Here is a 24,309-nt window from a genome sequence, read left to right as displayed (position 1 = left end):
TCTTATGAAAAATCTATTTGTTACAGACTTAGATGGTACTTTTGTTAAAAATTCTGTGTCAGTAGCAGAAGATGATTTAAAAGCGTACCATATCACAAAAAAATATGGTGATTTCTCAGTTGCAACAGGAAGATCTATAACTGAAATAAAATATGTGGAAGATCAAAACAACCTTGATGTAACACATATGATAGGTTTTAATGGAGCAATAATAACTCAAAAAGATAAAGTATTATTCGAAAAACATATACCAGAAAATGTGGTAGGAGAAATTTTTGAATACTTAAAAGATGCAAAATTGATTTTCGATGCTTTAGACGGGAATCAACGTATTGGGAATTTTCAACATGAAAAAGTAGAAAGACTTTGGAACATGGAACTTATTTGTAAAGAAGATCCATTCCCTTATCTAGAAGGAAAAACTATTTATAAAATAAATGTTCGTCCAAAAGCTGAGGAATTAGACAGATTCTACACAGATATGAAAGAGAAATTTCCAGAAGTAGAAATCTTTAAATCTGGTTCAACTCGTATGGAAATAACAGCGAAAAATATTTCTAAAGCAAGCGGAATAGAAACGATTAAGTCAGGATACGATCGTGTTATTGCTTTAGGAGATTCAGGTAATGACGTGGATATGTTTGAAAGTGCTGATATTTCATACTGTATGGATCGTGCTCCGAAGGACGTAAAAGATAAGGCTACTCATGTGGTTGAAGATTTTGCAGCAGCAATAGCCCATTTTGAAAAAAACTATAAATAAATTAAAGAACCGATATTAAGTTATCGGTTCTTTTTATGTTGTCGATAGAAGTGTAGTAACTCTATTTTTTTATGTAAATATATATTATAATAATACAAAAGTGTAATAAGTATTGAGGATTTAAAAAATGAAAAAAATAACAAGAGTATTGATGAGTATAACATGTTTAGTTTTACTAACAGTATTTACAATAGGGTGTGAAGATAAAGTAGATAAGAAGGCGATTAAGCAAGATGAAGATAGAATAGTAGAATATATAAAAGAGAAAGTAGAGTTAGAAAATAAAGAAGAAATAAGAAAAATAAAGTTTGTAGAATATGAAAAAAATACTTCAACAGGTGCTTGGCATTATGATGTTGTTATAAATGATAAAATTAATCTGATGTTTACAGTATGGAGAGAAAATAAGAAAGTAGTTTTAAGTTTTACAAAAAAGGGAGATATAAATTTAATAGAATATAAAAAGAATAAATATGAGTCTAATATAGAGGTAATATATGAAAAATAGAGGGAGTGTGTAAAAATGAAAGATATGCTAACTATAATAATTAGAACGATATTAGCGATTGTAGCTATTTTTGTGATAATAATAGTGTTTGCTGTTGGTACGAATAGTAGCGAAGACAAAAGGAAAATAAGGCAAGATCAAGAAAGAATGGTTCAATATGTATTAGAAAGAGCAGAGCTAAAAGAGAATGAAGAAATAAAGAAGATAAAAGTTATAGAATTTAAAAAAAATTTTTCAACTGGTACATGGAAGTGTGAAATAGAAATAAATGGAAAATATAATATAACCCTGAAAGAAGATGAGTTAGGAGGGGAAATAAGAACATCTTTATATAATGCGGATGAAATACGTATTAATAAAGAGAAAGTAAATAAAATAAATAATGTAGAAAGAGAGTATTTATAATTATGGGGAACTTAAAGATTGCAGAATTAGATTATAAAAATATTTTTGAGGATGAATATGAATATACAAGGTAATTCAAATAATGGAATGTAGGTGAAATAGTGGCAGAAGTAGATAGTAATGGAAATATATAGGAGTATATAAAAGTGAAAAAAATTGCAAAAGTATTGGTAAGTATAATATGTTTGGTTCTACTTGCAGTATTTACAACAGGGTGTGCAGATAAAGTAGATAGAAAAACGATTACGAAAGAACAAGAAAGAATGGTAGAATATACTGTACAAAACTATGAAGATATTAAAAAAATAGAGTTTGAAAATTTTGAACAAAATACTTCCACAAGAAGTTGGTCTTCAGGAGCAGTGATAAATAATGAAATTTATATAACATATAATTTAAATGATCTTTCTGGAAATGGTGAAATTAGTATAGTTTTTCATATATCAGCAAGTAACGGTAAAAAATTAAAAAAGAAAAATAATATTAAAAATAATAGTAGTAAAGATGCAGTAGAAGTACATTATTGGGAAGGGTAAAAATAGAGAGGGGTGTAAAAATGAAAGATATGCTATCGGTAATACTGAGAATAATAATAGGAATTGTAGCTTTTTTTGTAATAATAATAGTATTTACTTTTAACTATGAGACTGGAGAAGATAAAGGAAAAATAAGAAAAGATGAAAATAGAATAGTAGAATATATAAAAGAAAAAGTAGAGTTAGAAAATAAAGAAGAAATAAAAAAGATTAAGTTTATAGATCACAAAAAAAATACTTCGACAGGGTCTTGGAAATATGAGGTTATTATAAATGATAAAATAAAACTAACATTTACAGCATGGAGGAAAAGTGAGGAAGTATATTTAAGTTACGTTGATGAAGGAAATATAAAATTAATAGAAAATAAAAAGAATAAAAATGAGTCTAATATAGAGGTAATATATGAAAAATAGAGAGGGGTGTAAAAATGAGAGATATGCTATCGGTAATATTGAGAATAATATTAGGAATTGTAGCTTTTTTTGTAATAATAATAGTATTTGCTTTTAACTATGAGACTGGAGAAGATAAAGGGAAAATAAGACAAGATCAAGAAAGAATAGTAGAGTATACAAAAGAAAAAGTTGAATTTTTAAATCATGAAGATATAAAAAAAGTAGAATTTAAAAAATATGAAAGAAATATATCAACAGGAATATGGAATTTTGAAGTTATACTAAATGATAGGGCGGATGTAATCTTTAAAGCAGTTGGATTAGACGGAGAAATATATCTAGGTAGTCATGATGGAAAAAATATTCGCTTAGTTCAAAATAAAACTAAAAAAAATTATAATGATATTGAGGTAATATATGCAAAATAGGATAACAGATAAAATTGATTGAAAAATAAGATGAAATATATAGTAAAGTTAGGGTAGATAAATTAATAATAGATGATAAATTCAGAGTATAGGAATAGAGGGTGGTATAAAAATGAAAAAAATAACAAAAGTATTGGTAAGTATAATATGTTTAGTTTTACTAACAGTATTTACAACAGGGTGTGCAGATAAAGTAGATAAGAAGGCAATTAGGCAAGAACAAGTGCGAATAGCAGAATATACCATTCAACATTTTGAAAATATCCAAAAAATAGAGTTTAAAGATTTTGAAAAAAATCCCTCTACAGGAACATGGTCATCGCATGCTGTGATAAATAACGAAATACATATAACGTATCGTGTAAATGATTTATCTGGAAAAAGTGAAATTGGAATAGATTCACATATATCAGTAAGCAATGGGAAAGAAATAAAAAGAAAAAAAAATAATGATGAAAACGAAAGCGGTAATAGTAAAGATGCAGTAGAAGTACATTATTGGGAAGGGTAAAAATAGAGAGAGGTGTAAAAATGAGAGATATGTTATCGATAATAATAAGAATTATATTAGCATTTATAGTGTTTATAGTCATAATAATAGTATTTGCTTTTAACTATGAGACTGGAGAAGATAAAGGGAAAATAAGAAAAGACCAAGATAGAATAGTAGAATATATAAAAGAAAAAGTGGAGTTACAAAATAAAGAAGAAATAAGAGAAATTAAGTTTGTAAAACACGAAAAAAATACTTCAACAGGGGCTTGGTATTATGATGTTATTATAAATGACAAAATTGAGTTAAGTTTTACCGCTTGGAGGGCAAGTAATGAAGTAGTTTTAAGTATTTCGAACGAAGGTGATATTAATTTGATAGAGAATAATAATATAAATGACTCTAATATAGAAGTGATTTATGAATAATAGAGGGGGATATAAAAATGAAAGATATGAAATCAATAATAGGAAGAATAATTTTAGCCTTCGTAGCATTTATAGTCATAATAACAATTTATGGATTAAAAGGTAATACAGGTGAAGATAACAAGAGAATCAGACAAGATCAAGATAGAATGGTTCAATTTGTATTAGAAAATATACAACTAAAAAATTATGAAGAGATTGAAAAAATAAAATTCCTTGAATTTGATAAAGATATTTCAAGTGGGATGTGGAGAGCAAAATTAGAAATTAATTCTAAATATCGAATAGCTTTGTCAGAAAATGATTTAGGTGAAGAAATAAAGATATCTTTGTCTGATCCGAATGAAATAGAAACATCAAAAGAAAAAATTATAAGTAGAAATATAAATAATATAAAAATAGAGTATTTATAATTATGAGGAACTTAAAGATTACAGAATTAGATTATAAAAATATTTTTGAGGATCTATATGAATATACAAGGTAATTCAAATAAAGGAATGTATGTAAAATAGTGGCAGAAGTAGATAGTAATGGAAATATATAGGAGTATATAAAAATGAAAAGAATTACAAAAGTATTGGTAAGCATAACATGTTTAGTTCTACTAACAGTATTTGCAACAGGGTGTGAAGATAAAAGAGATATGAAAAAAATTAGAGAAGAACAGGATAGAATCGTAAGGTATACTGTACAAAACTATGAAGACGTGAAAAAAATAGAATTTAAGAGTGTCGAACAAAATCTTTCATCTAGAGGTTGGGCTATACATGCTGTAATAAACGATGATATTAATATTGAATATATGTTAAGTAAATTGGGGGAAAATGCGGATATTAGTATGATATACGATATGAATGAAATAAAAAGAAAAGAACAAAAAAATATAGATGAAAGCTTAAAAAAAGTAGAAGTAATTTATGTAGAAAAGTAAGAATAAAATAGCTAATGAGAGAGATTTTCAAACATTTTCTAATGGTGCATATGACATAAATAAAGAAAATACTAAAATTAAAGAAGGGAGTCTTTTAAATAGTTCATCTAGAGATTTTAAGATTTTGTCAGTAGAAAACAATAAAGATAATGGAATGCAGGCAACGGCTGTTGCTCCAGTAGATAGTAATGGGGAAGTAGATACAAAACAAATAGAAATTTTAAAACTTAATAAACAAATAAAAAGAGTATAATAACTCTATTTTTTTTACCTAAATATATGTTATAATAAATAAAAAGAGGTGTCTATAGGGGAGGCTGAAAAAATGAAAAAGATAGCAAAAGTATTGATGAGTATAATATGTTTAGTTTTACTAGCAGTTTTTACAACAGGGTGTGCAGATAAAGTAGATAAGAATGCGATTAGACAAGATCAAGAAAGAATTATTCAATATGTATTAGAAAATTATGAATTGAAGAATGGTGACGAAATAAAAAAGATTAAAATTATTGATTTTAAAAAAATAAATCAAGTGGAGCGTGGTTTGTAGAAGTACAGGTAAACTCTAATTATAAAATAATATTGACAGAAGACCGATTAGGGGTAGAGATACGAACATCTGTATCTGATCCTAATGAAGTGAAGAGAGTTAAAGATAAAGTAGTGAAGGCAAATATGTCAGAAGTAGAAATAGAATATAATTAGGAGACAAAAATGGATATAGATAAATTGAATAGAGATATTGCTTTAGATGTATATAAAATTAGGGAAGATTCTACTATAACTAAAGATAAATTAGTGGCAAATGATAAATTCAAAGTCCTAGCAGTAGAAAACAACAAAAATAATGGAATGCAGGCAATGGCAGTGGCTCCAGTAGATAGTAATGGGAAAGTAGGGATTGTATAAAAACTTAATAACCAAATAAAAAGAGTATAATAACTCTATTTTTTTTACCTAAATATATGTTATAATAAGTTAAACGGTGTAAACAAAGGAGGTTTGTAAAAATGAAAGATATGAAATCAATAATAGGAAGAATAATATTAGCATTCATAATGTTTATAGCTATAATAACAATATATGGATTGTATGGTGAGACGGGAGAAGATAAAAGGGAGATAAGAAAAGACGAAGATAGAATAGTTGAATATATAAAAGAAAAAGTTGAGTTGCAAAATAAAGAAGAAATAAGAGAAATTAAGTTTGTAAAGTACAAAAAAAATGTCTCTACGGGATCTTGGAGATATGATGTAGTTATAAATGATAAAATAGATTTGCACTTTACTTCGTGGAGGGAAAGGGAGAAAATAGTCTTAAGTGCTTCAAAAGAAGGAGATATTAATTTGGTTGAGAATAAAAAAAATATGAATGAGTCCAATATAGAGGTAATATATGCAAAATAACATAACAGATGAAAAATATCATGGTTTATCAGATGATGCTTATAATATAAGTGATGGGACAATAAAAGAAGGTGAATTTACAAGTGACCAGAAGTTCAAAGTCCTAGCCATAGAAAACGATTTAACGAATAGTATGCAGGCAATGGCTGTTGCTCCAGTAGATAGTAGTGGGAAAGTAGATACAAGTAAAGTTGTAATTGCGTATGCTGGTACAAGTGATTTAAATGATGCAATAATAGATGTTACTGAAGTTGTATTGGGATTGCATTCTCATGGAGCTCAAATAGATACTTCAGAAAAATTTGCAGATAAGATAAAAAAAGAATATCCAAATTCAATAATTGTGATTATACGGGGCATTCTTTAGGAGGGTATCTGGCTGTTCATAATGCAGCGAGAAATAAATCGAAAGCGACAGTTTTTAATGCTCCAGATGCTTCTAACAGCTTAACTAAAGAACAGATAGAAGATGTACAAAAAAATCCTGGAATGATTAAAAACTATAGAAATCCAAGGGATAAAATAGGTAATTATGGTGGGGATAAATTAGGAATTGCGATATATGTTGATAGTGATGTAAATCCATATTTGATGCCTTTAAATTCCCTAATATCTATATACCATGCAATAGACTCATGGGTGAACTTTGATAAAGATGGTAACTTGCTTGATAAAAATGGTAAGATTGCTCGAAATGTAGATTTGAAAGAACTTGATATAGATGGTGATGGGAAAATAGATTTTAGATTAGATCGAAAGAATTTAGAAGAGGAACCTTTATTTTCTCCAACATTTACAGAGAAAGTCAATGGAGGACTAGAAATAAAAATTAATTATGAAAGTCTAAAGTATCTATCGAATCAATTAATAACAGCAATTAATGATTTAGAAACAGCATTAAATATATTAAATAGTGCAGAAGCGTATAACAATGAACTATCGAATAAAAAAGAAAATAGAAAAGAAACTTTGGAACAGTATGTAATAAATCATCTTGAACAAATGAATGTTTTGAATATGATTGGGAAAATAGACAAATTATTTAATGATATTGATGATAATAAAGAAAAATACAGACGGGTAGGGAGATATAATACTAAATCTTTTTCTAGCCAATTTCACAATACAGGAAAAACTATGTGGGTAGAAGAGGATGATCATATATTTAACTATAGTTCTATAGAAGCATCATTAAATGTTGTAGTGAATTCAAGTAATGAAGTTGTCAGAGTTATAGATTTAATAAGTATGGATGGACAATTCTCCACAGAAGCAGATGGTTCAATAGTGAGTTTAGATGTTAGAAGCCAAATAGCTAAGGATGGAGAAGGCGTAATAAATAGTTTCAAGGATAAAATAAGAGATAGCTTTAAAGGTGAAAACAACAGAAGTGGTTTTGACGATGGAATTGTAGATGCCTTAAAAGAAGTAATCCGAGTTGAAAAGCAAAATGTTCAAACACTAATAAATTGTTTCCAATATATGAATTCAGCGGTACAGATAACTGCTTATAGTTTTAACGAGTCGGATACAGATTTAGGTAATAAATTAAAAGAAAATCAACAAGTAGTAGGTAACTATCAGGTGCCAACAGTACCATCAGACTATAATACATTTTTAAAACAGACTAATGTATTTAATGATGTTGAGGTGGTGAAAGCTTTTGATAAGCAGGTTGATACAAGAACTGGAGAATTATCAAGTGAAATGATAAGTAAACTAGGAAGTTATTTTGAATCTGTTGCTGGTAGAATAAAGGATGTATTAAATGCAGTTAAAGATAATAAGCTTGCTGTCGATGACGCAGTTAAGAAATACCCAATTCAGATTTATCATAAAACTATTGGAAGTAAAGATAAAACTTACTATGGATCAGTGGAAAGTTGCATAAGTGAAGCAACGGCAATAAAAGAGGTTGGTGAGATAAGTGCGGAATTAGAAGAAAGAAATACTAGATTAATGTCGGATATAGAAGGCGTTACATCAAGCTTACCAAGATTGAAAGATTTATTAGAACAATCATTAGAAGAACTAATATACGGTTATGATAATTTAAGTGGAATATTAAAAGCGCATAACTCAGTAAATGATATATTAAATAAAATTAATAGACAAGCGTCAACATTTAATAGTTTACTTAAGGAAAATAGAGGTCAAACAATAAACAAGGCAACAGTTCGCTTAGAAGAGATTATAAATACAACAAATAATGTTAATACTATGATTGAAGACTGCTTTGGAAAACATTAATAATTAATAAATTATTAGTATGTAAAAGTTATTGTAATAAGATTCGAAATCCTCAAGGTATTTATTTTTTCTTATATACGCAAAAGAACCGATATTAAGTTATCGGTTCTTTTTGTGTTAATATTTTTCAAGTATTTCTTTTCTAACTGCTGAAATTAAGTATAGTGATCCAGTAATTAGGAAAATCTCGTCATTTTCTAAGTTAGGTATTATATCGGCTAATGCAGTTTCGTAGTTTTCGTATTTTGTAACATGTGTACTACCAAAACTTGTAATTAGATTATCTAAGTTTGATTCTTTTATTTCGATAGGTACTTTTGTTGCTGAGAATTTTGCAGGGACTGTTTTTAATTTTTCTATCATATCTTTGTAATCTTTATCCTCTAGAATACCTAATAGTATAGTTAGTTTTGAGAATTGTTGTTTATTAAGATATGCGATCAAGCTATCAATACCATCGTTGTTATGAGCTCCGTCTAATAAGATGTTTTCTCTTATCCATTCTAAACGTCCAACCCAAACTGACTCAGCTAGAGCTTCTTTTATAATTGAGTTATCTATGTCTATTATTCCACGTTCACGTAAGTTAAATATTGCACTTAACGCTAAAGATGCATTGTAAACTTGATGTTCTCCTACCATTTTTGTTGTGTAAGTTTCGTTTTTAAAACTAAAGACATTTCCTCGAGCATTTACTTCTTTGATTTCAATGTCATTAGTATCTAAAATATTAAGTGTTGCATGTTTTTCTTTACAGATATCATTAATTACATTCACTACACTATCTTTTGTCGGATACATAAGGACATGGTCATTGTCTTGAATAATTCCACCTTTTTCATAGGCAATTTTCTCAAGACTATCTCCTAATATAGCAGTATGATCTAAACCAATCTTTGTAATAATTGATAATTCTTTATTTTTAAAGATATTCGTTCCATCATAACGGCCACCAAGACCTACTTCCATAATAACAAAATCTGTTTTTTGGTCTCTAAAGAACAACAGAGCTACACCTGTGATGATTTCAAAAAATGATAGTTTGTCATTTGGATCAGGATTGTTTTTATCGTAAGTTTCTTGAACTAGTTTAAATAATCTATATGCCTCTTTATAAGAAATAAACTCGTCATTAACACGAATTCTATCGTTGAAACTAAGCATTCCAGGGCTTGAATAGAAACCAACTCGGTACTTTGTTTTTAGTACGTCTTTAATATAAGAGCTAGTTGAACCTTTACCATTTGTTCCAGCTACATGGATAACTTTAAGATCTTTTTCAGGGTGGTCGAAAAGTTCAAGGATATGCTCCATTCTATGAAGACCAAGTTTCATACCAGTACGCTCGATTTTATAAGATGATGTAATAAGTAGTTCTTCGCATACACATTCAATAGCAAAGTTAACGGAGTTATCTTCATCAAAGGTAAGTAGTTTTTCAGCTAGTGTTTCTAAGTCTAATTTATCGAAAAGCTCTAAAATATTATGTTTATCTATTAAATTATTTTCTTTTAAATATTTTTCAAATTTTATTTTACAATTCATAATAAGCTCCACATTTTATAATATACATTTAATTTTATAATGAGAAAGCTTAATTGTAAAGGATATTATTTCTATCATTTTGTGTTATAATTTAACTGTATTAAGAAAAGAGAATAAGTGAGTAGAGAAAAAAATAATATAGAAGTTTATATGATATTAAAAAATGAATTTAGTGCTGCTTATTACAGAGTTAGAAGTAATGCATGAAATATTGAAAGAATAAAAGACACAGGTTAAATGATTTTGTAAGAATATGATGGAGAGTAAGTAATAGTATTTGTGAAGGTGTAGATATGGATATTAGATTAGAAAATGGAATAAATATAAATAATTCTTTGTTATTATGCGGCTGGTCAAATGAAAAAGGAGAAAGATTCCAAAAACAATGGATGGGAACTAAAATTACCTATCCATTAGATATAGATAAGATACAAAAAATGGATAATGTATTCTCAATTTTTAACAAAGAAGAGTTTATAGGTATAATACAAATTATCCGATTTGAAAATAATAATGCTCATATAGGTAGATTTATAATAAATCCTCGAAAAACAGGATTAGGCTTTGGAAAAGCAGCGCTGAAAAAGTTTTTGAAGTTTTTATTTAGTGATAAGAATATTGAGAGTGTAACTTTAACAGTTTTTGCCTCTAATAAATATGTAATGAATATGTATGAAAAGTTAGGGTTTAAGATAGATGAGGTCTTAAAAACTCCAGAATTAAAATATATTATGAAGAAAAGTAGAAAATTTTAAAAAATATATTAATAAATACTTAAATATATTTAATGGAAATAAGATGGATGTAGAGTATAGTTTAAATAAATATTTTAAAACTATAAATTTTATACAGTTTTTTCTAAAATAATGTTTACTATTTTTTGTTATATGATATAATATCCTAAGGAGAAAAGATTTGATTAATTTCTATTAGAATAAGGGTATTCTTTGGTTTTAATATGATAATTAATTATCGAAAAAATATTATTTTAGGTGGAAATAAAAATGAAAAAAATATTAATAACTATGCTTAGTGCATCTCTTATTTTAACGGGTTGCCAAAAGAAAAATAGCGCTGTAGAGGATAGTGTAGCTAATCAAACAAAAAGAATAGAACACAATCTGGAAGAAGCTGCGAAGAATATTAATTACAAAATTTATGCAAGAGGAAACGAATCTAGTCTTGCTAAACCTGCGACACTAAATTTAATTACTGCTGATAAGGCAAATAAAGATATTAAGTTAAGTAATGGTTTTGTTGTGGACTTAAAGGATGTAGTAGATGTGTTTAATGAATATCTACCAAATACATATTCGGAAGAAGAAGTGTTAGAAATACTTAGAAAAGATGAAAACTTTAAAGAAACAAACGATAAATTTGATTCAAATAATACTAAAGATGATATTGTAAAATATTACAAACAAGATAAGAAATTGGTGGTTAACTTCCAAGGAACTAGTGCAAACCGTATTGAAACAGAAGCTAAAGATAAATGGAAGGTTGAAGGGGATAAAATTAGAATAAATATACTAGATCCAGTAGAAAAAGAACGTAATAATGAGAAGAAAGTTGGAGAAATTACTTTAAGCCTTAATAATAAAAATTATAAAGGTGGTAAAGAGAGATCTTATTACTATGTTGATAGTGTTAGTTATAGTGATGGATCTAATACTAATGATTCTAAATCAAGTAAAGAGGAAACTAAGTCTCAGAACACATCAGCTAACCATAACTATGAAGCAGCTGCAGGTTTAGCTGATGCTGTGATTATAGTTGGTTATGGTGCAGGTGACTTAGGGCACCCATTTTACTTACAAACTGTTACCGAGCAAAGAAGGAAAAAAATAAGTGATAAATATAATATATATTCTATATCAGCAGCTGATTATCTTGATGTAGTAAATGCACTTAAAGAAAGAACTTATACTATGGATGAAGCTTTGGACTTACTGAAAGTTACTAGTACTTATAAAGAGTACAATGAAAAATCTACAAGCTTTAGTCCAAAAGCGACGTCAGAAGGATATATCTATTATTTTAAAGGGGATAATACGATAGTCATTAATGGAGGAGGTAACGGAGGAGTTATTGGAAACAAAGTATCTAATAAATCTTCTTGGAAAGTAGATGGAGATAGAATTATCATACCTATATTAGGAGGTACTCCAGCTAATGATGGAAAAGGAGTAGTAGGTTTTGTAACTGTTAGGCTTAATAATAAACAATATTCTGGCGGTAACAGAAAATCAATTTACTATGTAGAGAAAATCGAAAGAGGAGAGAATTTCTAGTCTGTAAATCTTAAATAAAAAATGCTAAGCAAATATAACTTGCTTAGCATTTTTTACTATTTAATCCATTCTTTTTGTGACAAAAATTCCAACACCAATAAATACCAACACTAATAAACAAGCTTGTAGAAATTCTAAACTCCAAATATTATTAAGTGTAGAACCAAAATTCAGCCAAATTAGTCGTCCAGGAATAAGTCCGATAAGATTAGCTATAAAATAATGTTTAAACGAAATTCTAGTAAGTCCGTATGAATAACTTATAACGCTATTAGGTAAAATAGGAATCAATCTAAATATTATTAAAAATACAGCTAGCTTATTTTCTTTAATACCAAAAATTCTATTGAATTCCTTTAATGATAATTTTCGTACTAAAAATTTTTCGATATAATCTCTTGCAAAGTATCTTGAGATAAGAAACATCACATTAGTATATACAATTGCTGCAGTAATAGTTAAGATAGCTCCAAGTTTAAATCCAAATAGGTAACCACCTATGATTGAAAATATACCTGGTGGAAATAAAAAAATAGGGAGAATAGATGCTAGTAATAAAAATATTAATGGTGCATAATCACCAAATTGTGCGATAAAATCTTGCATAGTTTCTCCTTAATTTTGTTTATAATTTATAATCTCTATTATTATACCATATATTTTTAGTAAGATAGTATTATTGGGGTAAAGTGCTGATTTTTATAGGTAAAATATTTCAACTGAAAACTATAGTATAAAATGATATAATAGAATAGTTAGAAAAAAATATATAAGGTGAAAACATGAATAAACTTAGAAAACTTTTAAATGAAAAAAAATATTTAATTATGGGGATACTGAACTTTACTCCTGACTCTTTTTCTGATGGTGGAGATTTTTATGATGTAGAAGCGGCAATCGAAGGTGTTCGTAAGATGGTTGAAGAAGGTGCTGATATTATTGATATCGGTGCGGAGTCAACTCGTCCAGGTTCTACTGTTGTTAGTGAGGAAGATGAACTAGCAAGACTACAAAGTGTATTTCCAACGCTGAGAAAAGAATTTCCAGATGTATGTTTTAGTATTGATACATATAAACCGACAGTTGCTGAGTATATGATAAAAGAAGGTATTGATGCTTTAAATGACGTTAACGGAGTTAAGGGAAGCAATATGGCAGAAGTTGCGGCTAAATATAATATCCCCATCTTTGTCATGCATAATGGCGGTGTTGAAGAAGGTCATGAAATTGAGCAAGTAGTTCGTGAACTTAGTGAAAGTGTAGATATCTGTTTAAAAGCAGGAGTGAAAAAAGAAAATATAATTTTGGATCCTGGTATGGGATTTGGGAAAACTGCAGAAGCTAATTTAGAAATAACTAGAAAACTAGAATTACTTAATTCATTAGGTTGTGAAATTTTATATGCGGTAAGTAGAAAAAGAACTACAGATTATGTCTTAGGAGGAAATACCAATCCAAAAGATAGGGATATAGTTAGTGCAGCTTTATCTATAGAAGCGGTAAAACGTGGAGCGAGAATGGTTAGGGTACATAATGTTAAAGTTATGAAAGAAGCTTTAATAACTTATGAAATAATTAATGGTTAATAATTCTAAAGGAGGGTGACAATGAAAAATACATTTATTTATAATAATTATTTAGAAGCCCAAAAGGTACTAAGTACTTTAGAAAAAGAATTAGAACAATGTGATGAGTTTATTTTTAGCGTAGCATTTATTTCTGAAAGTGGTCTAACTAGCTTGCTTCAATCTTTAGAAGATTTGGAAAAAAGAAATATTCCGGGTAAAATTTTAACGACAAACTATTTGTATTTTAATACCCCTAAAGCATTAGATAAATTAAATAAATTTAAAAATATTGAATTAAAGATTTATGACAGTGAAAAAAATAAGCACGGCTTCCATACTAAGGGGTACCTTTTTAGACAAGGCCATAAATGGAATATTTTAATGGGTAGTTCAAATCTAACGAGTGCAGCCCTAACAATTAATAAAGAATGGAATACTTTAGTTGAAGAAGATTTGGAACATAGCTCTAAGGTGCTAGAAGAGTTTAATTCACTATGGAATCAGTCTGTAAAGTATAGTGATATTAGAGAAAAGTATATTGCAGACTTTAGCGTTAATGATACTCGAAGTAAAAAAGAAGAAAAGATTATTTCCAAGGAAATCAATCCTAATAAGATGCAACAAAGTTTTATAAAAAATTTAGAAATGCTAAGAGAACAAGATAATAGAGGACTATTAATTTCTGCGACTGGAACAGGAAAAACATTTGCGGCAGCCTTTGGGATGAAGAGTATAGATGCTAAAAAAGTCTTGTTTATTGTGCACCGTGAACAAATAGCAAGACAAGCTCTAGAAACTTTTAAACTGATTTTTGGCAATAGTCGTTCATATGGACTGTTAACGGGACAGAATAAAAATACCGAAGCGGATTTTATTTTTGCGACGATTCAAACTATATCTAAGCAAGAAGTTTATCAAAGTTTTTCTAAAACCTATTTTGATGAAATTATTATTGATGAAGTGCATAGGGCAGGTGCTGAAAGTTACTTGAGGGTAATGGATTATTTTAAACCTACTTTTTATCTTGGTATGACAGCTAGTCCTGATAGAACAGACAGTTTTAATATTTATGAGTTATTTAATAATAATATAGTTTACGAAGTTCGTCTAAAAGAAGCTATGGAAAATGACTTATTATGTCCATTTCACTATTTTGGTATTAGTGATTTAGAAATTGATGGTCAACCTATAGATGAACTTAGTGATTTTTCTAAGTTATATTCAAATAAACGTGTTAATCATATTATCGATAGAATAAATTATTACGGCTATTCAGGTAATAGAGTAAAAGGACTTGTCTTTTGTTCTTCTAAACAAGAGGCGAAAGCACTGAGTGATGAATTCAATAAAAAAGGTTATAAAACTACTAGTCTAACAGGTGAAGATAGTCAAGAAAGACGTGAGAGAGAAGTCGAAAGATTAGTTGCCGATTCTGGAGATGTTCTTGATTATATTTTTACCGTTGATATTTTTAATGAAGGTGTAGATATTCCGGAAGTTAATCAAGTAGTAATGTTACGACCAACTCAAAGTGCTATAGTATTTATTCAACAACTTGGTCGTGGTCTTAGAAAAAGTAAGGATAAAGACTTTGTCGTTATAATAGATTTTATCGCAAACTATAAAAATAACTTTCTAATTCCTGTAGCACTATCAGGGGATAATAGTTATGATAAAGATACAGTACGAAAATTTTTATCGCAAGGAACAAGATATCTACCGGGAACTTCTACTATTCATTTTGATGAAATTTCAAAACAAAGAATATACAGTGCTATAGATAATGTTAAGCTGAACACATGGATCTTTGTCGCTACAGAGTATAGTAAATTGAAAAATAAACTAGGAAGAATTCCAACATATTATGATTTTGAAAATTATGATGCATTAGATATTAAGAAAATTTTTGAAGTAGCAGGAAGCTATTATACTTTCCTTACTAAGAAGGAGCGTCAATTTAAATATAAAGGTCAATTATCAAAAACTGCAGAAAATATGTTAATCTTTGTATCTACCAATTTAATACTTAGTAAAAAAATAGAAGAGTTACAAATTCTAAAATTCCTTCTTAAAGGTGATGCGAAAAATATTGAAGGGCAGTTTAAAGATATTATGTTGGCTGAATACAATAAGTTTATAGCTGATTATGAACTAGAAGTTAGTAAAAAAATACTGACAAATAATTTTGTAACTAGTAGTGTTACTAAAAAGAAATTCAGTGATTGTATATTTTTAGATGAGAATAGTAATACACTAAAAATATCAAAAGAATTTTATAAGGAATTACAGTCTGAAGCTTTCAGAGAATTGTTAACTGAATTAGTTGAGTATGGAATCTATAGATACAATAAGTATTATAAAGACCGTCTATATAGAGATACTAATTTTGTTTTATATGAAAAATATAGCTTTGAAGATATTTGTAAGTTATTCTCATGGGGAATAAACTACGTTCCGCTTGCGATAGGTGGTTATAAATATGATGAGAGAACGAAAACTCTGCCAGTATTTATAAATTATGATATTGATGAAAATTCATTTAATAGAGATTATACACATGGTTTTTTACCGGATAATGGTTTTACATCAATGTCTAAGCCTAGACGAAATTTAGAATCTAAAGAGTGTGAGTACTTTTATAATGATGATACAAAGATCTATTTATTTATGAGAAAGAATAAAGAAGATAAAGATGGAGCAAGGATTTTCTACTTTTTAGGTGAAATGAAAACTGTAGGTGAACCGAAGTTAGTTCATAGAGAGAGAAGTGGAGATACTGTAATCCAATTTTATTATAAAATACAAACACCTCTTAGAGAAGATATGTACGAGTATTTTACAAGAGATAGAATATAAACGAGAACCCCCATCCTTGAGTTAGGATGGGGGTTAAGAAGTAAACAGCAAATATTAATGATAAATCTTCAAATATTATTTATTTTCTTCGTATTTTTTCTTGTCAAATCCATGCCATGCAGCTTCCATGATTCCTTCTAAGTCTTTAAGAAGAGCTAGACGAGGGTTAGCTGGTGTACATTGATCTTCGTATGCATCTAATGAAAGAGTTTTTAGTGCGTCTTTGAACTTATCGTAATCTACACCGTGATCTTTGAAGCTCATTGGAGTTCCTACACGTTTACCAAGTTCGAATACTGCTTGTGCGTAAGAATCTACTGCTTCTTCAGGAGTATCAGCTTTAAGTCCTAACATACGAGCGATATCTTGGAATTTTTCTGCTCCTTTGTAGTGTTCGTATTTAGGCCAGATTGATAATTTACCTGGTTGTGTACCGTTGTATTTGATTACGTATGGAAGTAATGTAGCGTTTGTTTCACCGTGAATTGTGTGGAATTTACCACCAATTTTGTGTGCCATTGAGTGACAGATACCTAAGAATGCGTTAGAGAATGCCATACCAGCTAAGCAAGACGCGTTATGCATTTTCTCGCGAGCATCTCTATCGAATTCTTTAACAGATTTTTCTAAGTTTTCAAATACAATCTTAATTGCTTGAAGTGCGATACCATCTGTGTAGTCATTTGCTAAGATAGAAGTGTATGCTTCAGTAGCGTGAGTTAACACGTCCATACCAGTAGCAGCAGTTGGTCTAGCTGGTACTGTCATTACTAAGTTAGGATCAACGATAGCAACGTTTGGTGTTAAAGCATAGTCAGCTAGTGGATATTTTTTATCATGTTCTTTATCAGAGATAACTGCGAATGGTGTAACCTCACTACCTGTACCAGAAGTTGTAGCGACAGCGATAAATTTAGCTTTGTTTCCTAAGTGAGGGTATTTTACAGTACGTTTTCTGATATCTGAGAATTTTTGAATTAATTCTTTGAAGTCTGCATCTGGTCTTTCGTAGAATAACCACATGATTTTACCTGCGTCGATTGCTGATCCACCACCTAGAGATACGATAGCATTAGGTTTGAATGAATTCATAATTTCTAATCCACGACGAACTGTTGTGATATCTGGGTTTGGTTCTACTCCAGCGAATACTTCGTAAGCTACTTTATTTTTACGACGATTTAATTGGTCAATGATGCGTTGAGCGAATCCAAGTTTAACCATAGATTCATCAGTTACGATCATCACTCTCTCTAAACCCTCCATTTCGCTTAAGTATCTGATTGCGTTTGGTTCAAAGTATACTTTTGGGGGAATTTTGTACCATTGTAAGTTGTTGTTTCTGCGCCCAATAATTTTGTAGTTAAGTAAGTTCACAGCTCCAATGTTTCCAGATACTGAGTTTCCTCCGTAGCTACCACATCCAAGAGTTAGTGATGGGATAAGTGCGTTGTAGATATCCCCGATACCACCGAATGAAGATGGAGAGTTCCATAAGATACGGCAAGCAGGAACTACTTTACCAAATTGTTCAGCAACCTCTTCGTCTTGAGTATGTACAGCAGCACTATGTCCTAAACCATTTAATTCAACCATTTGACGAGATTTTTCAATTCCATCTTCAGTGCTAATAGATTTAATTACTGCTAATATTGGAGATAATTTTTCACGAGTAAGAGGTTCATTTTCTCCTACTTCTTTAACTTCAGCAGCTAAGATAATTGTTCCTTTAGGAACTTCGAATCCTGCTAATTCAGCAATGTGTTCTGCAGATTTACCAACTACTTGTGCATTTAATTTTGCTCCAGCACAGTTTTTAGAGTTAGCTTTTGCTCCAAATACTAATTCTTCAAGTTTAGCTTTTTCTTCTTTGTTAACGAAGTATACATGGTGTTTTTTCATTAATTCAATGAACTCTTTGTAGTGTTCAGTATCAACGATAGCTGCTTGTTCACTGGCACAAATCATACCGTTATCGAATGATTTACTTAATACGATGTCGTTAACTGCTTGTTTTAATTTAGCATCTTTGTGTACATAAGCAGGTACGTTACCAGGACCAACACCTAAAGCAGGTTTTCCGCAAGAGTAAGCTGCTTTAACCATTGCGCTACCACCAGTAGCAAGAATTGTAGCTACTCCATCATGTTTCATTAATGCGTTTGTTGCATCTAATGATGGTTGTTCGATGAATTGGATACATCCTTCAGGAGCACCAGCTTTAATAGCTGCATCACGAACTATACGAGCTGCTTGTTTAGAACATTCATTTGCAGCAGGGTGGAAGCTGAAGATAATTGGGTTACGAGTTTTTAAGCAGATTAATGATTTAAATACTGTAGTAGATGTAGGGTTAGTTGTTGGTACGATACCACAAACAACACCAACAGGTTCTGCAATTGTAGTTAAACCATCTGATTCATCTTTATCAACAATACCTACTGTTTTTAGTCCGCGTAAGTTGTTTGTAATGTATTCAGAAGCAAATAAGTTTTTAATTGCTTTATCTTCTACTAAACCACGACCTGTTTCTTCGAAAGCAGCGATTGCAAGAGGTCCATGCTGATCTAATGCTGCAACTGCAGCTGCATGAACGATTTTATCGATTTTTTCTTGACACTCAATTTCTTTAAATTTCTCTAAAGCCACTAATGCTTTACTAACAAGATTGTTTACTTCTTCAACTGGATCAACAGTTGTAACTTTTTCTTTCGCCATAATAAATTCCTCCCGAAATTTTCTTTATAATTTTATTATGTTTGTTATTTGTAAAAACTATCTAGAAAATTTAGATAATTTTTTTAAGATTAAAGTTGAAACTTTAGTTTTTATTTGGTGTCGACTACCATTTACAGATAGTGTAACATAGGAAAAAGTAATATTAAAATGAAAACCGAAGCATAGAAAATTAATGAAAATTTATAAAATTAAAAAAAGAAAAGACAACTGTATTTTTATTTGTATAGGCAATGAAGTTTTTAGATATACAGTTCAAAACCTACAAAAGTTAACACTAAAATATTTGTTAATGGTTTTCTGTCTGCTATAATACATGTAATTATATAACAGATGAAATAGGTTAATTACCTTAATTATATTTGTATAAATAATAAAACTAGGTTAGAATTAATTTTTTTTGTAAATGATAATTTCTATTAGTTATCATTTTATAATATATTTTTTTTATAGAATAATAAAAGCTTTGTATAGCTAATATCTAAGGTGAAAAACAATTTTTGAAAAATAAAGTAAGGGATTGCGAGTTCGCATAAATTCATTGTAAAAAATACTTCTTACATACAAAAAATAATATAAATGAACATTTCATTAATGGAATAATTTTTCAAAATTAATAAATCTGTATTTTTGTTGTAGATTTTTATTGTATTATATAAATTTAATCTTTATATTGAAAGAACTATATGTTAAATTCTAGAGTGGTTTAATTTGGATATAATAATTGTATAGATTATATTAAGAAAAAAATATAAAATACTGTTTTTATTATTAGTAGTATCAATATAACTTTCTCTATTATATAGTTAATTTATAGTAGGTTAAGTACTTGTTTTACGGATATAGTTTACGTTTTTCAGTATGTATGGTTAGTGATAATATTGTAAAAAAAGTATTTTGAAAAATAATCATAAAATCAGAGATATCTATTGATTTTTATCTCTATACTTGATATAATATTCGCTAGAGTAATTTTATTACTCCTTACTCTCTTGAAAAATAGAGAGTCGCAAAGACCAAAAGGAGGTAACACACACATGAGAAAATATGAAGTAATGTTTGCTGTTCAACCACGTATTGAAGAAGAAGCTAAAAAAGCTGTGGTTGAAAGATTCGTAAATATTCTTTCAGAAGGTGCAGAAGCAGTAGAAGTTAAAGATTTAGGTAAAAAACGCCTAGCTTATGAAATCGAAGACTTCAGCGATGCTTACTACTATGTAGTAGAATTAACTTCAGAAACAGATGCGTCTACAAAAGAATTCGATCGTTTAGCAAAAATTAGCGATGATATCATCCGTCACATGGTAGTTAGATTAGAAAAATAAGGGGTGGCTTACTATGATTAATAACGTAGTATTAGTAGGAAGATTAACAAAAGATCCAGAACTAAGATATTCTAGTTCGAATATACCGATGGTTTATTTTACAATTGCTGTAAATAGAACATTTGCTGACCAAAGCGGTCAAAGACAAGCTGATTTTATAAGCTGCGTTGCTTTTAGAAAACAAGCAGAAAATATGGCTCGTTTTTTAGGGCGTGGTAGTTTAATCGGTGTAGAAGGTAGAATTCAAACTAGAAATTATCAAGGTAAAGATGGTAACACTGTTTATGTTACTGAAGTAGTAGCTGACAGAATCCAATTCCTTGAATCTAAATCTAGTTCAAATAGACAAAACAACGGTTTTGACTCTATGAGTTTTAATCAACCTCAATCACAACCTTCGTTTAATAATAATCAAAATTATTATAACAATACTAATCAAAACCAAGGGCAAGCTAATTCAGCTATGCAAGATTTTATTAATGACAGTTCATCATTCTCTGATTTTGGGGAAAACTTCCCAAGTAACTTAGATGATGACTTCATGCAGGATGTAGTAAATCCGTTTAAAGAAGACTAAAATTACATAGGAGGACATGCACAATGGCAGTAAATAACAATCGTCGTAACAACATGCGTCGTCGTAAAAAAGTATGTTATTTCACTAAAAATAACATCGAAACTATCGATTACAAAGACGTAGAATTACTTAAAAAATTCATTTCAGAACGTGGAAAAATCTTACCACGTCGTGTAACTGGTACTTCAGCTAAGTATCAAAGAATGTTAACTACAGCAATTAAAAGAGCTAGACACATGGCACTTTTACCATACGTTGTAGACGAAAAATAAGATTAATAACGAAAAAGATGAGCTTAGGCTTGTCTTTTTTTTTGCCTCTGATATAATAAAAGGGAAAGAGTAAACATTTAACATATTTTATATAGAGGAAAAAAGATGGAATTTAGAAAATTAGATGAAACAAAAGTTTTAAAAGATCCTGTACATAGTTATATTCATATTAATTATGAAGTAGTATGGCAATGTATAGATAGTAAAGAATTTCAAAGATTAAGACGTATTCGACAATTAGGTGGAGATTTTCAGGTGTATCCAACAGCAGAACACTCACGTTTTTCACATTCTTTAGGAGTGTATGAAATAGTTCGAAGAATGGTTACAGAAATTAAGTCGCTTAGTAGCGAGTTAAGTGAGTATGATAAAGTATCTGTTATGCTTGCTGGATTACTGCATGATGTAGGTCATGGACCTTTTTCTCATGCATTTGAACATGTAACAAATCACAGTCACGAAGACTACACTGTAAAGATAATTTTAGGTAATACAGAACTTAATGCAGTTCTAAGTAAAGTTTCTAAAAACTTACCACAAGATATAGTTGCTATTATTCAACACACTCATAAAAATGATATATTAAATCAAATTGTTTCAGGGCAATTGGATGCGGATAGAATGGATTATTTATTGCGTGATTCGTACTTTACAGCAACAAGTTACGGTCAATTTGATCTTGAGAGAATTTTGAGAACTATGCGTGTTAGAAAAATAGATGATGATAAAAAGCAACTAGTTGTTAAGTATACAGGTATTCATAGCGTAGAAGATTATATTATGGCTCGTTACCAAATGTATTGGCAAGTGTACTATCATCCTGTAGCTAGAAGCTATGAAACGGTATTTATTCAATTATTTAAAAGGTTAAATGATATTTTTAAAGTAAATAAAGATTATTTTTCTGATATAAAAGTTTTAGTTCCGTTTTTAGAAAAATCAGAAGTGACTGTAGAAGAATACTTTAGATTAGATGAAAATTCATTATTGTACTGTTGTACTTTAATCCAAGAAAAAGACGATAAAATAGCTGCTGATTTGGCTGATAGATTACTTAATAGAAAACTTTTTGAATACGTTGATTATAATGAAGATAACCTAGAACAAATAAAAAATATGTTAAAAGAAAATAACTTTGATATGAATTATTATTTAAGAATAGAAAGTATCGAAGCAAGTTTATATAGTCCATATAAGGGAAGAAAAATACTAATAGAGAAGTTAGATGGACAAATAGTTGCTTTAGAAAAAGCTAGTACTATAGTAGAATCAATCACAAAAGGTGAAACTAAAAGAGAAGGTACTATATTTTATCCTAGATAAAGTTAATAAAATAATTGCTAGTATTACGATATTGCTATGTATAACTAGTAATTATTTTTTTAAAACATTAAATTGTCAGAAAATAAATTTATTTTAACTAACTATTGATTTTAATTGTCGGAAATGTTATAATCGTAATTAGTTAAAAAATTTTCAACAATAAAGGAGCGATGTTAAATGTTTGAATTAGCAAATGTATCAAGACCAGGAGTGAGTGAATATATTTCAGGAAGTGGTGCGTTATCGGCACTTGATAGTAGATTAGAAGGTTTTAAAACTCCTTTAATTGTTACTGGAGAAAAATCTTATGCAGCTTTCAAAAAATTCTATAAAGGTAATAGAGAATTCAGAGTAGCTAAGTATGATGGAACTGCATCATATGAAGATATGCAACGTATTGCAGATGAATATGGGCAAGATGTTGACGTAGTACTTGGAGTAGGTGGGGGTCGTGTAATCGATACTGCCAAAGGTGTAGCTAGTGTATTAAATAAAGAGTATATGACTGTACCTACAGTAATCGCAACTTGTGCACCATATGCACCGGTAGCTGCGGTTTACCATCCAGATAAAACATTTAGAGAGGTAGCATATTTCAAACGTACAGCATATGCGTGTGTTGTTGATTTAGATCTATTGTTAGAATCTCCAAAAGAATACTTTGTAGCAGGTATTGGAGATACACTTGCTAAATGGTATGAAGCAGTAGTATTAGTAGAAAGAAATAACAAATATAATGATCCATTAGTTAGAATGGGATTAGAAGCAGCAAAAATTACTCGTGACGTATTATTACGTGACGCAAATGGAGCTTTAGAAGCTTTAGATAAAAAAGAAGTTACAGAAAGCTTTAAAAATGCAGTAGATACTGTATTTGCAATCTCTGGATGTGTGGGATGCTTTGCTGTACACTATGGTCGTATGGCAGGGGCTCATGCGGTGCACAACGGTATGACATTAATTGAAGAAACTCATAGCGTATTACACGGAACAAAAGTTTCTTACGGTATCTTAGTTCAATTATTAGCAGAAGGTAAAAAAGATGAAGTGGAAAAATTAGTTCCATTCTATAAAGAAAATAACCTTGCTTATAACTTAGCATGTGTAAATGTTGTAGAAGATGTTGAGGCTAAGATGCAAAAAATTGCAGAATTTGCTGCAAGTGATAAAGAATCATTCAAACTAGCTGTTGATGTATGTACTCCAGAAGTAGTTTTAGCAGCAATGAAAGAATTAGAAGAATTAACAAAATAATATAACAAGAAAC

29 protein-coding genes are annotated in these 24,309 nt (G+C 29.4%); 26 read left to right on the top strand and 3 right to left on the bottom strand.

Annotated elements, in window-relative coordinates; all coding sequences use genetic code 11:
- Nucleotides 1-4 precede the first annotated feature (4 nt).
- The 17 genes from T369_RS0108175 to T369_RS09035 all read left to right on the top strand — a co-directional run bounded on the left by T369_RS0108175 (nt 5) and on the right by T369_RS09035 (nt 8,549).
- The gene (locus T369_RS0108175; protein ID WP_031554102.1) at nt 5-763 is read left to right on the top strand and encodes a Cof-type HAD-IIB family hydrolase; all 759 of its coding nucleotides are present in this window, start codon (nt 5-7) and stop codon (nt 761-763) included.
- Nucleotides 764-890: 127 nt separating this feature from the next.
- Nucleotides 891-1,271, top strand: coding sequence for a hypothetical protein (locus T369_RS0108170; protein ID WP_031554099.1), 381 nt, complete (start codon nt 891-893; stop codon nt 1,269-1,271).
- A gap of 15 nt (nt 1,272-1,286) precedes the next feature.
- The gene (locus T369_RS0108165; RefSeq protein ID WP_051619000.1) at nt 1,287-1,676 is read left to right on the top strand and encodes a hypothetical protein; all 390 of its coding nucleotides are present in this window, start codon (nt 1,287-1,289) and stop codon (nt 1,674-1,676) included.
- A gap of 146 nt (nt 1,677-1,822) precedes the next feature.
- Nucleotides 1,823-2,212: a hypothetical protein gene (locus T369_RS0108160; RefSeq protein ID WP_051618999.1), complete on the top strand. Its 390-nt coding sequence runs from the start codon at nt 1,823-1,825 to the stop codon at nt 2,210-2,212.
- Nucleotides 2,213-2,232: 20 nt separating this feature from the next.
- A complete protein-coding gene (locus T369_RS0108155; protein WP_051618998.1) occupies nt 2,233-2,628 on the top strand; it encodes a hypothetical protein in 396 nt (131 codons plus the stop codon).
- 14 nt (nt 2,629-2,642) lie between these two features.
- On the top strand, nt 2,643-3,038 hold the full coding sequence (locus T369_RS0108150; protein ID WP_031554082.1) for a hypothetical protein: 396 nt from the start codon (nt 2,643-2,645) through the stop codon (nt 3,036-3,038).
- A 112-nt stretch (nt 3,039-3,150) separates the two neighbouring features.
- Nucleotides 3,151-3,549, top strand: coding sequence for a hypothetical protein (locus tag T369_RS0108145; protein ID WP_051618997.1), 399 nt, complete (start codon nt 3,151-3,153; stop codon nt 3,547-3,549).
- 20 nt (nt 3,550-3,569) lie between these two features.
- Nucleotides 3,570-3,959 carry a hypothetical protein gene (locus tag T369_RS0108140; protein WP_031554078.1) on the top strand — a complete coding sequence of 130 codons (390 nt, stop codon included), beginning with the start codon at nt 3,570-3,572 and terminating at the stop codon, nt 3,957-3,959.
- 17 nt (nt 3,960-3,976) lie between these two features.
- Nucleotides 3,977-4,372, top strand: a complete 396-nt coding sequence (locus T369_RS0108135) for a hypothetical protein (protein WP_031554076.1) — start codon at nt 3,977-3,979, stop codon at nt 4,370-4,372.
- Nucleotides 4,373-4,518: 146 nt separating this feature from the next.
- Nucleotides 4,519-4,893, top strand: coding sequence for a hypothetical protein (locus T369_RS0108130; protein ID WP_031554074.1), 375 nt, complete (start codon nt 4,519-4,521; stop codon nt 4,891-4,893).
- Nucleotides 4,894-5,017: 124 nt separating this feature from the next.
- Nucleotides 5,018-5,146 (top strand): hypothetical protein, encoded by a 129-nt coding sequence (locus T369_RS09565; protein WP_267878962.1) that lies wholly within the window; start codon nt 5,018-5,020, stop codon nt 5,144-5,146.
- Between the two features lie 72 nt (nt 5,147-5,218).
- Nucleotides 5,219-5,443, top strand: a complete 225-nt coding sequence (locus T369_RS0108120; protein ID WP_031554071.1) for a hypothetical protein — start codon at nt 5,219-5,221, stop codon at nt 5,441-5,443.
- A 32-nt stretch (nt 5,444-5,475) separates the two neighbouring features.
- Nucleotides 5,476-5,598 carry a hypothetical protein gene (locus T369_RS09560; protein WP_267878961.1) on the top strand — a complete coding sequence of 41 codons (123 nt, stop codon included), beginning with the start codon at nt 5,476-5,478 and terminating at the stop codon, nt 5,596-5,598.
- 9 nt (nt 5,599-5,607) lie between these two features.
- Nucleotides 5,608-5,802 carry a hypothetical protein gene (locus tag T369_RS0108115; protein ID WP_031554068.1) on the top strand — a complete coding sequence of 65 codons (195 nt, stop codon included), beginning with the start codon at nt 5,608-5,610 and terminating at the stop codon, nt 5,800-5,802.
- Nucleotides 5,803-5,903: 101 nt separating this feature from the next.
- Nucleotides 5,904-6,299: a hypothetical protein gene (locus T369_RS0108110; protein ID WP_031554065.1), complete on the top strand. Its 396-nt coding sequence runs from the start codon at nt 5,904-5,906 to the stop codon at nt 6,297-6,299.
- Nucleotides 6,289-6,666, top strand: coding sequence for a hypothetical protein (locus tag T369_RS08925; protein ID WP_051618996.1), 378 nt, complete (start codon nt 6,289-6,291; stop codon nt 6,664-6,666). Before T369_RS0108110 ends, T369_RS08925 begins: the two co-directional genes overlap by 11 nt.
- On the top strand, nt 6,624-8,549 hold the full coding sequence (locus T369_RS09035; protein ID WP_411431476.1) for an SA1320 family protein: 1,926 nt from the start codon (nt 6,624-6,626) through the stop codon (nt 8,547-8,549). The genes T369_RS08925 and T369_RS09035 overlap by 43 nt, the downstream gene beginning before the upstream one ends.
- Before the next feature lie 117 nt (nt 8,550-8,666).
- Here T369_RS09035 and T369_RS0108100 read toward each other — a convergent pair whose 3' ends face one another.
- Nucleotides 8,667-10,094, bottom strand: a complete 1,428-nt coding sequence (locus tag T369_RS0108100) for a bifunctional folylpolyglutamate synthase/dihydrofolate synthase (RefSeq protein WP_031554062.1) — start codon at nt 10,092-10,094, stop codon at nt 8,667-8,669.
- Between the two features lie 293 nt (nt 10,095-10,387).
- On the opposite strand from T369_RS0108100, the gene T369_RS0108090 reads away from it, so the two are divergent.
- Together T369_RS0108090 and T369_RS0108085 are read left to right on the top strand one after the other, a co-directional pair.
- Nucleotides 10,388-10,849, top strand: coding sequence for a GNAT family N-acetyltransferase (locus T369_RS0108090; RefSeq protein WP_031554060.1), 462 nt, complete (start codon nt 10,388-10,390; stop codon nt 10,847-10,849).
- A gap of 249 nt (nt 10,850-11,098) precedes the next feature.
- Nucleotides 11,099-12,385, top strand: coding sequence for a hypothetical protein (locus tag T369_RS0108085; protein WP_031554058.1), 1,287 nt, complete (start codon nt 11,099-11,101; stop codon nt 12,383-12,385).
- A 60-nt stretch (nt 12,386-12,445) separates the two neighbouring features.
- Here T369_RS0108085 and T369_RS0108080 read toward each other — a convergent pair whose 3' ends face one another.
- Nucleotides 12,446-12,991: a TVP38/TMEM64 family protein gene (locus tag T369_RS0108080; RefSeq protein WP_031554055.1), complete on the bottom strand. Its 546-nt coding sequence runs from the start codon at nt 12,989-12,991 to the stop codon at nt 12,446-12,448.
- Between the two features lie 176 nt (nt 12,992-13,167).
- Here T369_RS0108080 and folP point away from each other — a divergent pair, with 176 nt between their 5' ends.
- Nucleotides 13,168-13,971 (top strand): dihydropteroate synthase, encoded by an 804-nt coding sequence (gene folP / locus T369_RS0108075; RefSeq protein WP_031554053.1) that lies wholly within the window; start codon nt 13,168-13,170, stop codon nt 13,969-13,971.
- A 21-nt stretch (nt 13,972-13,992) separates the two neighbouring features.
- Entirely contained in the window at nt 13,993-16,809 is a 2,817-nt protein-coding gene (locus T369_RS0108070) for a DEAD/DEAH box helicase (RefSeq protein WP_031554050.1), read from the top strand.
- 75 nt (nt 16,810-16,884) lie between these two features.
- On the opposite strand, the gene adhE is transcribed toward T369_RS0108070, so the two are convergent.
- The gene (adhE, locus tag T369_RS0108065) at nt 16,885-19,530 is read right to left on the bottom strand and encodes a bifunctional acetaldehyde-CoA/alcohol dehydrogenase (RefSeq protein ID WP_371505685.1); all 2,646 of its coding nucleotides are present in this window, start codon (nt 19,528-19,530) and stop codon (nt 16,885-16,887) included.
- 1,052 nt (nt 19,531-20,582) lie between these two features.
- On the opposite strand from adhE, the gene rpsF reads away from it, so the two are divergent.
- The 5 genes from rpsF (at nt 20,583) to T369_RS0108040 (ending at nt 24,296) form a co-directional block, all read left to right on the top strand.
- On the top strand, nt 20,583-20,870 hold the full coding sequence (gene rpsF / locus T369_RS0108060) for a 30S ribosomal protein S6 (RefSeq protein ID WP_006364055.1): 288 nt from the start codon (nt 20,583-20,585) through the stop codon (nt 20,868-20,870).
- 13 nt (nt 20,871-20,883) lie between these two features.
- Complete coding sequence (locus T369_RS0108055) at nt 20,884-21,447, top strand: single-stranded DNA-binding protein (RefSeq protein WP_006364056.1); 564 nt, start codon at nt 20,884-20,886, stop codon at nt 21,445-21,447.
- Between the two features lie 23 nt (nt 21,448-21,470).
- Nucleotides 21,471-21,719, top strand: a complete 249-nt coding sequence (rpsR, locus tag T369_RS0108050; RefSeq protein ID WP_006364057.1) for a 30S ribosomal protein S18 — start codon at nt 21,471-21,473, stop codon at nt 21,717-21,719.
- 105 nt (nt 21,720-21,824) lie between these two features.
- Entirely contained in the window at nt 21,825-23,042 is a 1,218-nt protein-coding gene (locus tag T369_RS0108045) for an HD domain-containing protein (protein ID WP_031554041.1), read from the top strand.
- 177 nt (nt 23,043-23,219) lie between these two features.
- Complete coding sequence (locus T369_RS0108040; RefSeq protein ID WP_031554038.1) at nt 23,220-24,296, top strand: iron-containing alcohol dehydrogenase family protein; 1,077 nt, start codon at nt 23,220-23,222, stop codon at nt 24,294-24,296.
- The last annotated feature ends 13 nt before the right edge of the window (nt 24,297-24,309 follow it).

Origin of the sequence: Gemella sanguinis ATCC 700632, assembly GCF_000701685.1 — a bacterium.
GTDB classification, from domain to species: domain Bacteria; phylum Bacillota; class Bacilli; order Staphylococcales; family Gemellaceae; genus Gemella; species Gemella sanguinis.
This window is presented reverse-complemented; position numbering and strand designations above follow the sequence as displayed.

Excerpts from the sequence above, each read along its gene's own strand:
- T369_RS0108085 (WP_031554058.1), top strand. The coding sequence starts at position 11,099 with ATGAAAAAAATATTAATAACTATGCTTAGTGCATCTCTTATTTTAACG.
- T369_RS0108045 (WP_031554041.1), top strand. The coding sequence starts at position 21,825 with ATGGAATTTAGAAAATTAGATGAAACAAAAGTTTTAAAAGATCCTGTA.
- T369_RS0108170 (WP_031554099.1), top strand. The coding sequence starts at position 891 with ATGAAAAAAATAACAAGAGTATTGATGAGTATAACATGTTTAGTTTTA.
- T369_RS0108080 (WP_031554055.1), bottom strand. The coding sequence starts at position 12,991 with ATGCAAGATTTTATCGCACAATTTGGTGATTATGCACCATTAATATTT.
- T369_RS08925 (WP_051618996.1), top strand. The coding sequence starts at position 6,289 with ATGCAAAATAACATAACAGATGAAAAATATCATGGTTTATCAGATGAT.
- T369_RS0108055 (WP_006364056.1), top strand. The coding sequence starts at position 20,884 with ATGATTAATAACGTAGTATTAGTAGGAAGATTAACAAAAGATCCAGAA.
- T369_RS0108165 (WP_051619000.1), top strand. The coding sequence starts at position 1,287 with ATGAAAGATATGCTAACTATAATAATTAGAACGATATTAGCGATTGTA.
- T369_RS0108040 (WP_031554038.1), top strand. The coding sequence starts at position 23,220 with ATGTTTGAATTAGCAAATGTATCAAGACCAGGAGTGAGTGAATATATT.
- T369_RS0108130 (WP_031554074.1), top strand. The coding sequence starts at position 4,519 with ATGAAAAGAATTACAAAAGTATTGGTAAGCATAACATGTTTAGTTCTA.
- T369_RS0108145 (WP_051618997.1), top strand. The coding sequence starts at position 3,151 with ATGAAAAAAATAACAAAAGTATTGGTAAGTATAATATGTTTAGTTTTA.
- T369_RS0108135 (WP_031554076.1), top strand. The coding sequence starts at position 3,977 with ATGAAAGATATGAAATCAATAATAGGAAGAATAATTTTAGCCTTCGTA.
- T369_RS0108120 (WP_031554071.1), top strand. The coding sequence starts at position 5,219 with ATGAAAAAGATAGCAAAAGTATTGATGAGTATAATATGTTTAGTTTTA.
- T369_RS0108115 (WP_031554068.1), top strand. The coding sequence starts at position 5,608 with ATGGATATAGATAAATTGAATAGAGATATTGCTTTAGATGTATATAAA.
- T369_RS0108140 (WP_031554078.1), top strand. The coding sequence starts at position 3,570 with ATGAGAGATATGTTATCGATAATAATAAGAATTATATTAGCATTTATA.
- T369_RS0108155 (WP_051618998.1), top strand. The coding sequence starts at position 2,233 with ATGAAAGATATGCTATCGGTAATACTGAGAATAATAATAGGAATTGTA.
- T369_RS0108090 (WP_031554060.1), top strand. The coding sequence starts at position 10,388 with ATGGATATTAGATTAGAAAATGGAATAAATATAAATAATTCTTTGTTA.
- T369_RS0108100 (WP_031554062.1), bottom strand. The coding sequence starts at position 10,094 with ATGAATTGTAAAATAAAATTTGAAAAATATTTAAAAGAAAATAATTTA.
- rpsF (WP_006364055.1), top strand. The coding sequence starts at position 20,583 with ATGAGAAAATATGAAGTAATGTTTGCTGTTCAACCACGTATTGAAGAA.
- T369_RS0108150 (WP_031554082.1), top strand. The coding sequence starts at position 2,643 with ATGAGAGATATGCTATCGGTAATATTGAGAATAATATTAGGAATTGTA.
- folP (WP_031554053.1), top strand. The coding sequence starts at position 13,168 with ATGAATAAACTTAGAAAACTTTTAAATGAAAAAAAATATTTAATTATG.
- T369_RS0108175 (WP_031554102.1), top strand. The coding sequence starts at position 5 with ATGAAAAATCTATTTGTTACAGACTTAGATGGTACTTTTGTTAAAAAT.
- rpsR (WP_006364057.1), top strand. The coding sequence starts at position 21,471 with ATGGCAGTAAATAACAATCGTCGTAACAACATGCGTCGTCGTAAAAAA.
- T369_RS0108110 (WP_031554065.1), top strand. The coding sequence starts at position 5,904 with ATGAAAGATATGAAATCAATAATAGGAAGAATAATATTAGCATTCATA.
- T369_RS0108070 (WP_031554050.1), top strand. The coding sequence starts at position 13,993 with ATGAAAAATACATTTATTTATAATAATTATTTAGAAGCCCAAAAGGTA.